At 62.2% G+C, this 8340-nt stretch carries 8 protein-coding genes; 5 read left to right on the top strand and 3 right to left on the bottom strand.

Features of this window, described 5'->3' with window-relative positions; genetic code table 11:
• Nucleotides 1-577, top strand: a 577-nt coding sequence (locus AB4Z11_RS15065; protein WP_442026058.1) for a hypothetical protein, incomplete at its 5' end; no start/stop codon positions are given.
• Here the strand turns inward: AB4Z11_RS15065 and AB4Z11_RS15060 are convergent.
• The gene (locus AB4Z11_RS15060) at nt 574-1050 is read right to left on the bottom strand and encodes a GNAT family N-acetyltransferase (RefSeq protein ID WP_442026057.1); all 477 of its coding nucleotides are present in this window, start codon (nt 1048-1050) and stop codon (nt 574-576) included. The genes AB4Z11_RS15065 and AB4Z11_RS15060 overlap by 4 nt on opposite strands.
• 3 nt (nt 1051-1053) lie before the next feature.
• Nucleotides 1054-3195, bottom strand: a complete 2142-nt coding sequence (gene metG, locus AB4Z11_RS15055) for a methionine--tRNA ligase (protein WP_442026056.1) — start codon at nt 3193-3195, stop codon at nt 1054-1056.
• A gap of 132 nt (nt 3196-3327) precedes the next feature.
• Here metG and apbC point away from each other — a divergent pair, with 132 nt between their 5' ends.
• Genes apbC through AB4Z11_RS15040 form a run of 3 tightly spaced genes read left to right on the top strand, consistent with a single transcriptional unit; the run spans nt 3328 to nt 5943 of the window.
• Nucleotides 3328-4410, top strand: coding sequence for an iron-sulfur cluster carrier protein ApbC (gene apbC / locus AB4Z11_RS15050; RefSeq protein WP_442026055.1), 1083 nt, complete (start codon nt 3328-3330; stop codon nt 4408-4410).
• Complete coding sequence (locus tag AB4Z11_RS15045) at nt 4410-5558, top strand: WD40/YVTN/BNR-like repeat-containing protein (RefSeq protein WP_442026054.1); 1149 nt, start codon at nt 4410-4412, stop codon at nt 5556-5558. Before apbC ends, AB4Z11_RS15045 begins: the two co-directional genes overlap by 1 nt.
• Nucleotides 5542-5943 carry a DUF4399 domain-containing protein gene (locus AB4Z11_RS15040; protein WP_442026053.1) on the top strand — a complete coding sequence of 134 codons (402 nt, stop codon included), beginning with the start codon at nt 5542-5544 and terminating at the stop codon, nt 5941-5943. The genes AB4Z11_RS15045 and AB4Z11_RS15040 overlap by 17 nt, the downstream gene beginning before the upstream one ends.
• Before the next feature lie 3 nt (nt 5944-5946).
• On the opposite strand, the gene AB4Z11_RS15035 is transcribed toward AB4Z11_RS15040, so the two are convergent.
• Nucleotides 5947-7374 carry a serine hydrolase domain-containing protein gene (locus tag AB4Z11_RS15035; protein ID WP_442026052.1) on the bottom strand — a complete coding sequence of 476 codons (1428 nt, stop codon included), beginning with the start codon at nt 7372-7374 and terminating at the stop codon, nt 5947-5949.
• An 86-nt stretch (nt 7375-7460) separates the two neighbouring features.
• On the opposite strand from AB4Z11_RS15035, the gene gltX reads away from it, so the two are divergent.
• Nucleotides 7461-8340 (top strand): glutamate--tRNA ligase (gene gltX / locus AB4Z11_RS15030; RefSeq protein ID WP_442026051.1); only part of this gene is annotated, 880 nt, incomplete at its 3' end.

The raw sequence follows: 8340 nt of genomic DNA, 5'->3' as shown, positions 1-8340 counted from the left end.
CAATGATGGTGGCTTGCAGAGGCAATTCGAATCGGATGGCCTGCATCTCTTCGGAAACATTAATTATGGCGGCGATCCGCTTATTCATCGGAATATCGGCGCCATTGCGACCTTTATTCTCGACCCAAGCCGATTACCATCGTCCGCAAATAACCGCTGGCGTTCCCGGCCTTGGGTGGAATTGTTTGGGCGCATTGATGGCTGGACCGGCTTTTATGATTCGATCTGGGCCGCCGACGATAAATGGGCTAAATGCCATCTTTTCCTGCGCCAGACTGCGCTGCAGTTCCTCAATAATTCATCCGTTCCGACGATTCTTGGATCGAATACGGAGTTACGCACCTTGATTAACGAGGAAAACAAGTCGCGCGCCGTGCACGTCGATCTGCCGGGCTTCGTTCCCATGCCCCTGCTGGAGATGGCCCTGGCCGACAAGCGTCAGCAGATTATTGTCGATCTGGAGGTCAGGCTTGATATCGAGATGGAGGGCGACTCATATATTGGGCTAAGCCCGCAGCCCAATCCCTTCCAGTCGGTCCTGCTGCGCCATTTCCAGTGGCCGATTGAGCCGATCTAACGAAGACGGCGGCGCATCACCAGCGGTGGCGGCTCCAGCGGATTGGCGTGGGAGTATTCGAGCTCCTCGGCCAGCTGAAATTCGAAGGCGGTATAAAAATCGATCAGCTGCGGCTGGTCGCTACGGACCGCGAGGCGTACTTCCTCGACGCCGATCGCCAGCGCATGGTGAATGATGGCTTCCAGCAGATGCTGGGACAGATTGGTGCCGCGGTAGTCGGGCAACACCCCCATGCGCAGGATTTCCCACACATCGGGTTCGGAATCCAGGGGCAGCCAGCGTACCGAGCCAATCGGRCAGTCGCCGTCCTGCAAAATAAAACCGCCGCCGTCCCGGAGGTGATCCGAAACGACGACGGCGGTTTCACGATGTCCGCTGGAAGTGACGCTGACTTTGCCGGCCCACGCGGCGCGCGTGAGGTCGGCAATTAACTGGCAGTCGTCGGCAGTCGCTTCCCGAACCAATAAGTCCATGGCTTAACGAATACGCATGCCCGGTTCGGCGCCAGGCCATGGATTCAGGATGTAAATGCCCGGGTTGGCTTTTTCATCGGCTGCGGAAGCGGCCAACACCATGCCTTCGGAAATACCGAACTTCATTTTGCGCGGCGCCAGGTTGGCAACCATCACGGTCAGCTTGCCCACCAGGTCTTCCGGCTTGTACATGGACTTGATGCCGGAGAAGACGTTGCGGTGGCGGCCTTCGCCCACGTCCAGCGTCAGGCGCAGCAGCTTGCCGGCGCCTTCCACGAGTTCGCAGTTAACGATTTTAGCGATGCGCAGGTCGATTTTCGCGAAATCGTCGATCGAGATTTCAGGCGCGAGTTCTTCGATGCCGGCAGGTGCGGTGGCTGCGGTTTCGGCAGCGGCCGGAGCAGCGGCAACAGGTGCGCCAGCAGCGGCAGGCGCCGGCTCGAACAGGTCTTCAATCATCTTGGCGTCAACGCGGGTCATCAGGTGGCTGTAAGCGCCGATGGTACGGCCCAGCATTGGCTTCCAGGCAGCGCCGGAAGCGAAATCGGTATCCGCCCAAACGAACTGCGCGTCGTTCAGGAAGCTGCGCACGTTGGCGGCCACGCCTGGCAGCACCGGCGACAGCAGGATCGACAGCTGGCGGAACAGGATCAGCGCGGTGGTGCAGACGTCATGCAGTTCAGTGACTTTGGACTCGTCCTTGGCCAGCACCCACGGCTTGTTCTCGTCCACGAAGCGGTTGGCGACGTCGGCGATTTCCATGATCTCGCGCAGCGCCTTGCCGAACTCGCGGGACTCGAAGTTGGCGGCAATGGTCGCCTGGCGCTCGGTGCCGTCGGCAGCCAGCAGCGCCTTTTTGATCCACTCCATCGAGGAATCGGACAGCGAAGAAGCCAGCTTGCCATCGAACTTCTTGGCGATGAAGCCGGCGCAGCGCGACGCGATGTTCACGTACTTCCCGATCAGGTCCGAATTCACGCGGGCCACGAAGTCGTCGCCGGTGAAGTCCAGGTCTTCGACGCGCGAGTTCAGCTTGTAAGCCAGGTAGTAGCGCAGCCATTCCGGATTCATGCCCAGGTTCAGGTAGCGCAGCGGCGAAATGCCGGTGCCGCGCGACTTGGACATCTTTTCATTGTTCACAGTCAGGTGGCCGTGCACCGCCACGCGCATGCGCTCGATGGTCGGATGATCGGCGAACTTCAGCATCGCAGGCCAGAACAGCAGGTGGAAGGATACGATGTCCTTGCCGATGAAGTGAATCTGCTCGGCGCTCGGATCGCGCAGGAAGGCGTCGTAGTCGATGCCTTTCTTGCCGAAGTAGTTCTTCAGCGAAGCCAGGTAGCCCACCGGCGCGTCCAGCCAGACGTAGAAGTATTTGCCCGGTGCGTCCGGAATCGGGATGCCGAAGTAGGGCGCGTCACGCGAGATATCCCAGTCGGCCAGCTTCTCGCCGGCTTCGCCCAGCCATTCGGACACCTTGTTCACCATTTCCGGCTGCAGGCGGCCCGGCGTGTTCAGCCAGTCGCGCAGGAATTCGAAGCAGCGCGGGTCGGACAGCTTGAAGAAATACTGCTCCGAAGGCTTCAGGATCGGCGTCGCATTGGTGAACACCGAGTATGGATTCACCAGGTCGGTCGGCTGATAAGCCGCGCCGCACACTTCGCAGTTGTCGCCATACTGGTCCTTCGCGCCGCATTTCGGGCACTCGCCCTTGATATTACGGTCGGCCAGGAACATGCCTTTGACCGGATCGAAGAAGCGGTCAACGGTTTTGGTCTGGATCAGGCCCRCATCGCGCAGCTTGCGGTAGATGCCCTGGGACAGTTCAACGTTTTCCGGCGAATCGGTGGAGTACCAATTGTCGAAAGCGATATGGAAACCATCCAGGTACTGCGGGCGGCCGGCAGCGATCTTGGCCACGAACTCCTGTGGGGTGATGCCTTCCTTTTCGGCGGCGATCATGATCGGGGTGCCGTGCGTATCATCGGCGCCCACGAAATGCACCTCGCGCAGGCCATTGCCCTCGGCCTGCATTCGCTGGAAACGGACCCAGATGTCGGCCTGGATGTACTCCATCATGTGGCCGATATGGAAGGCAGCGTTAGCGTAAGGCAGGGCAGTAGTGACAAACAGCTTGCGGGTCATGGTTAATGCGCTAATAAGGTGGCTAAAAAGAGCATTCTACCAGCGGACGGGACTCCCGGGCATCTCGTGGGGTCTTGCGATGTATTTCTGTCCATTTTGCGCTAGACTGCGGCATCACTTACGGAGAATCACATGAGCATCACTGTAGAAGACGTGAAGGCCGCACTGGCCAACGTCCTGGACCCCAACACCGGCAAGGACTATGTGTCCTCCAAATCCGTGCGCAACCTGAAGGTCGAAGGCAGCGATATTTCGCTGGACATCGAGCTGGGTTACCCGGCCAAGAGCCAGATCGACGGCATTCGCGCCGCCGTGCTGGCCGCCCTGGCGCCGCTGGGCGGCAAGGTGACGCTGAACGTCTACACCAAAATCATTTCTCACACCGTTCAGCGCGGCCTGAAGCTGATGCCGAACGTGAAGAACATCATCGCTGTCGCTTCCGGCAAGGGCGGCGTTGGCAAATCGACCACGGCGGTCAACCTGGCGCTGGCGCTGGCTGCGGAAGGCGCGTCGGTTGGCGTGCTGGATGCCGATATCTACGGTCCGTCGCAGCCGATGATGCTGGGCGTGAGCGGCCGTCCGACCACCGCCGACGGCAAGACCATGGAACCGATGGAGAACCACGGCGTGCAGGTGACCTCGATGGGCTTCCTCATCGATCCGGACGAGCCGATGGTATGGCGCGGTCCGATGGTGACCCAGGCCATGCAGCAGCTGCTGGAACAGACCAACTGGCGCGACCTGGATTACCTGATTGTCGATATGCCACCGGGCACCGGCGATATCCAGCTGACCCTGTCGCAGAAAGTGCCGGTTACCGGCGCTGTCATCGTGACCACGCCACAGGACATCGCGCTGCTGGATGCGCGCAAGGGCCTGAAGATGTTCGAGAAGGTCGGTATCCCGATCCTTGGCGTGGTTGAAAACATGAGCACCCATATCTGCTCGAACTGCGGCCATACCGAAGCGATCTTCGGCGAAGGCGGCGGCGCGAAGATGTGCGCGGACTTCGGCGTCGAATTCCTTGGCGCGCTGCCGCTGAAGCTGTCGATCCGCGAGCAGACCGATTCCGGTACGCCGACCGTGGTCGCGGATCCGGATGGTCCTGTGGCGGCAATCTATAAAGAGATCGGCCGCAAGATCGCCGTGAAGGTCGCGGAGAAGGCAAAAGACATGACCAGCAAGTTCCCCTCCATCGTGGTTAAAAACGATTGATGGGCGCGCGCCGCTTGCATCATGGGGTGGCCGCCGTGGCGGCGACGTTTGTTGCCGCGATGGCCGGCGTGATTGGGCTTGCGCGGCACGTCCAGGCGCAGCAGGCTCCCGCTGCCGGCCCGGCGCCGGTAAGCGCTCCGCTGTCGTGGGCGCCGCAAACCAGCGGCAGCGAGGCCGAGTTGCGCGGCATCTCCGCCATCAGCGCCAACGTGGCCTGGGCCAGTGGCGCCAAAGGCACGGTGCTGCGTACGCTGGACGGCGGCAAGACCTGGAAGCGCCTCCCCGTGCCTGATGCGGATGCGCTGGACTTCCGCGATATCCAGGCCTTCGATGCGAGCACGGCCATCATTATGTCCGCCGGTCCTGGCGAAGCATCTCGCATGTACCGAACCAAAGACGGCGGCGCGACTTGGCAGCAGTTGATTGTCAATCCGGACAAGACCGGCTTCTGGGACGCCATCGCTTTCTGGGATGCCCGCAACGGCATCGTCTTCGGCGACGCAGTCAACGGCGCTTTCACCATCTTCACCACCAAAGACGGCGGCGATTCCTGGCAGCGCGTGACCGACCCGCAAGGCCTTGCGGCGCAGAAGGACGAAGGCGCCTTCGCTGCCAGCGGCACCTGCCTGACCGTAGCAGGCAGCAGCGATGCATGGTTCGTCACCGGCGGCGCGGCTGCGACTTCGCGCGTGTTTCATTCCACCGACCACGGCCAGCACTGGCACGCCTCGGCGCTGCCGATTCCTGCCGGCGCATCGACCAAAGGCGGCTTCTCTATTGGCTTCCGCGATGGGCGCACCGGCTTTGCGGTCGGCGGCGACTACAAGGAAACCACGCTGGGAACGCTGAACGGCGCGCGCAGCGAAGACGGCGGCGCGACCTGGCAAGCGGCTGCGGTGCAACCGGTCGGCTATATGTCGGCGGTCGCCGCGGTGCCTGGCGCGCCGCAGGTCTTCGTGGCTGGCGGCCTTGCCGGCTCGGGCATCTCGCGCGACGCGGGCAAGAGCTGGACGGTTCTGGATACCACGCCAATCAATGCAGTCAGTTTCGCGTCGCCTGGCGCGGGCTGGGTAGTTGGCCCGAAGGGGCTCGTCATGAAGTACGTAGGACCATCAATTCTTGGAGAGACACATGCAAGCAATCGTTAAGCGCGCCATGCTGGCTATGGCCTTGAGTGGTATTGCCTTCGCGGCGTCCGCGCAGCAATCCGTATCCTTCGTCGAGCCGGCGGACGGCGCCACCGTGACCAGCCCGTTCAAGGTCAAGTTCGCCGTCAATGGCATGGATGTGAAGCCGGCGGGCGACATGAGCGCCAACACCGGCCATCATCACCTGTTCATCAACGCCGAAAGCATGAAGTCGGGCGAAGTGATCCCGGTCGACGAGCAGCATATGCATTTCGGCAAAGGCCAGACCGAAACCGAAGTGAAACTGCCGCCCGGCCAGTACAAGCTGACCATGCAATTCGCGAATGGCGCTCACCAGTCCTACGGCGAAGGCCTGAGCAAGACCATTCACGTCACGGTCAAGTAAGCCTTATTTGGTGCGGGTGAACGGCATGTCGACGCCGTTGCCGACGATGCGGCCGTTGCCCGCGCCTTCGAACTGCATTTCCAGATCGCGCGACAGGATGAACCAGCTGTTGCCCGGTCCCGCGTAGATTGGCTCGCTGCTGTCGCTGGTCAGCTCGACCACCAGGCCGTCGCCGGCGCGGCGGATGGTGAAGTCGCCAGCACCCGCAACTTCGTATTTGCCGGGCAGGGCGCGCAGCTGTTCGGCCGTTGGCTGCAAGGCGCGCTTCTCTTTCATGCGCTGGGTAGGCCAGTTGTATTCAGCCGCCACGGCGCGCACTACTTCTCCCGCCAGCTCGTCGCCGTTTTCGCCATTGGTCATCACGACCACGCCATCGCCACGTTCCGTGTAAGCGACCATCGTGGCGCGGTAGCCGGCGTTGGAGCCGCCATGGCTGAAGGTCTGGCTCTGGCCATCGCCGTCGATGCGCAGGCCAAGACCAAAGCCGGACATGACCGGCGACAGCATCAGCTGCGTCATCGATTGCGACAGCACCTTGTTCGATTGGCCAGCGGCCGACAGGCGCGTTTCGATGGCGAAGCGCGCGAGGTCGCTTGGCGTAGTCCACAGGCCAGCTGCCGCTTGTTCCGGATAGGTGTGCGGACCGCCCGCAATCGGTTTGCCTTTACCGTCATGCGGCAGGGCTGCGCGCGACAACAGCGCCGGCGCCAGCGGCTGGGCGTAGGTGCTGTCCCGCATGCCCAGCGGCTTCAGCACAGCGGCATCCATCAGCGCGGCAAAGTCGGTGGATTTGCTGCGCTCCTGCATCATGTACTGCACCACTTCATAGCCGCCGCCGGAATAGCGCCAGACGCTGCCGGGACGGGTGCTGACGTGAACGCCGCGCGTATTCGATGGCGGCGCGCCGTTCAGGAGCTGCACCAGCGTTGGCACCGGCGTGCCGCTCGCATAGCCGGGGAAGCCGTGTACCGTGGTGCCGGCGGTGTGCGACAGCAGCTCGCGCAGCGTGGCCGGTGTGCCGGTCACGCTATTGTTGGGCAGTTTCCAGTGCTGGGAGTAGCTGTTGATGTCCTGATCCAGCGCGAACTGTCCATGTTCGGTCATGCTCAGCGCGGCCATCGCCGTCACCGGCTTGCTGATGGAAGCGGCCTGGAATAGTGTGGTGGGCGTGACGGCCGCGCCGCCCGTCGTCACCGCACCATAAGCTTTTGCCCATTCGATGCCGCCGCCGTGGATCACGGCCACGCTCACTCCCGGAACGCCCAGCCGTGCCATCTCGTCGGCCAGCTTGCGCTTGACCGGCATCGTGCCCTGGATCACAACGGCGGGCAGCAAGCCCTGTTCGACGGCCGCAACGCGGTCCGGCTGGGCGAAGGCGGGGAGGGCGGCCAGCAGGCTGGCGGAGGCGATCAGGCGGGAGGAATGTTTCAAGTCGGGCTCCTTTTTATTGTCCGGTTCGAGTATAAGGGCTTTGCGGGTAAAATATCGCCTTTACATCTTTTCTCACGCTGATAGAAATGACCGCACCAGCTACTCCAGTCCGTACCCGATTCGCACCGAGCCCGACCGGCTTCCTGCACCTGGGCGGTGCCCGCACGGCGCTGTATTCCTGGGCCTATGCCCGTCACTTTGGCGGCACTTTCGTGCTGCGCATCGAGGATACCGACCTGGAACGTTCGACCCCGGAAGCCGTACAGGCCATCCTGGACGGCATGCAGTGGCTCGGCCTGGACCACGACGAAGGCCCGTTCTATCAGATGAAGCGCATGGACCGCTACCGCGAAGTCGTGGCCCAGATGCTGGCCGCCGGTACCGCTTACCACTGCTACTCTTCGCCGGAAGAAGTGCAGGCCATGCGCGACAAGGCCACCGCGGCCGGCGAAAAGCCGCGCTATGACGGCACCTGGCGTCCGGAAGAGGGCAAGACCCTGCCGGCGATTCCTGCCGACCGCAAGCCGGTGGTGCGCTTCAAGAATCCGCTGGACGGCGATGTGACCTGGAATGACGTGGTCAAAGGCCCGATCACCATCTCCAACAAGGAGCTGGATGATCTGGTGATTGCGCGTCCGGACGGCACCCCGACCTACAACTTTTGCGTTGCGGTGGACGACTGGGATATGAAAATCACCCACGTTCTGCGCGGCGACGACCACGTGAACAATACGCCGCGCCAGATCAATATCCTGCGCGCGATCGGTGCTCCGCTGCCGGAATACGGCCACCTGCCGATGATCCTGGGGTCCGATGGTGCCAAGCTGTCCAAGCGCCACGGTGCGGTCAGCGTGATGGAATATCCGGCGCAGGGCTATCTGCCGGAAGCCATGCTGAACTACCTGGCCCGCCTGGGCTGGTCGCACGGCGACGACGAGATTTTCTCGATGCAGCAGTTCTGCGAGT

This window comes from Pseudoduganella sp. RAF53_2, assembly GCF_052113985.1.
Classification (GTDB): Bacteria; Pseudomonadota; Gammaproteobacteria; order Burkholderiales; family Burkholderiaceae_D; genus Rugamonas.
This window is presented reverse-complemented; position numbering and strand designations above follow the sequence as displayed.

Bases quoted from the DNA above. Each gene is read 5' to 3' on its own strand.
- apbC (WP_442026055.1), top strand. From the start codon at position 3,328: ATGAGCATCACTGTAGAAGACGTGAAGGCCGCACTGGCCAACGTCCTG.
- AB4Z11_RS15045 (WP_442026054.1), top strand. From the start codon at position 4,410: ATGGGCGCGCGCCGCTTGCATCATGGGGTGGCCGCCGTGGCGGCGACG.
- AB4Z11_RS15040 (WP_442026053.1), top strand. From the start codon at position 5,542: ATGCAAGCAATCGTTAAGCGCGCCATGCTGGCTATGGCCTTGAGTGGT.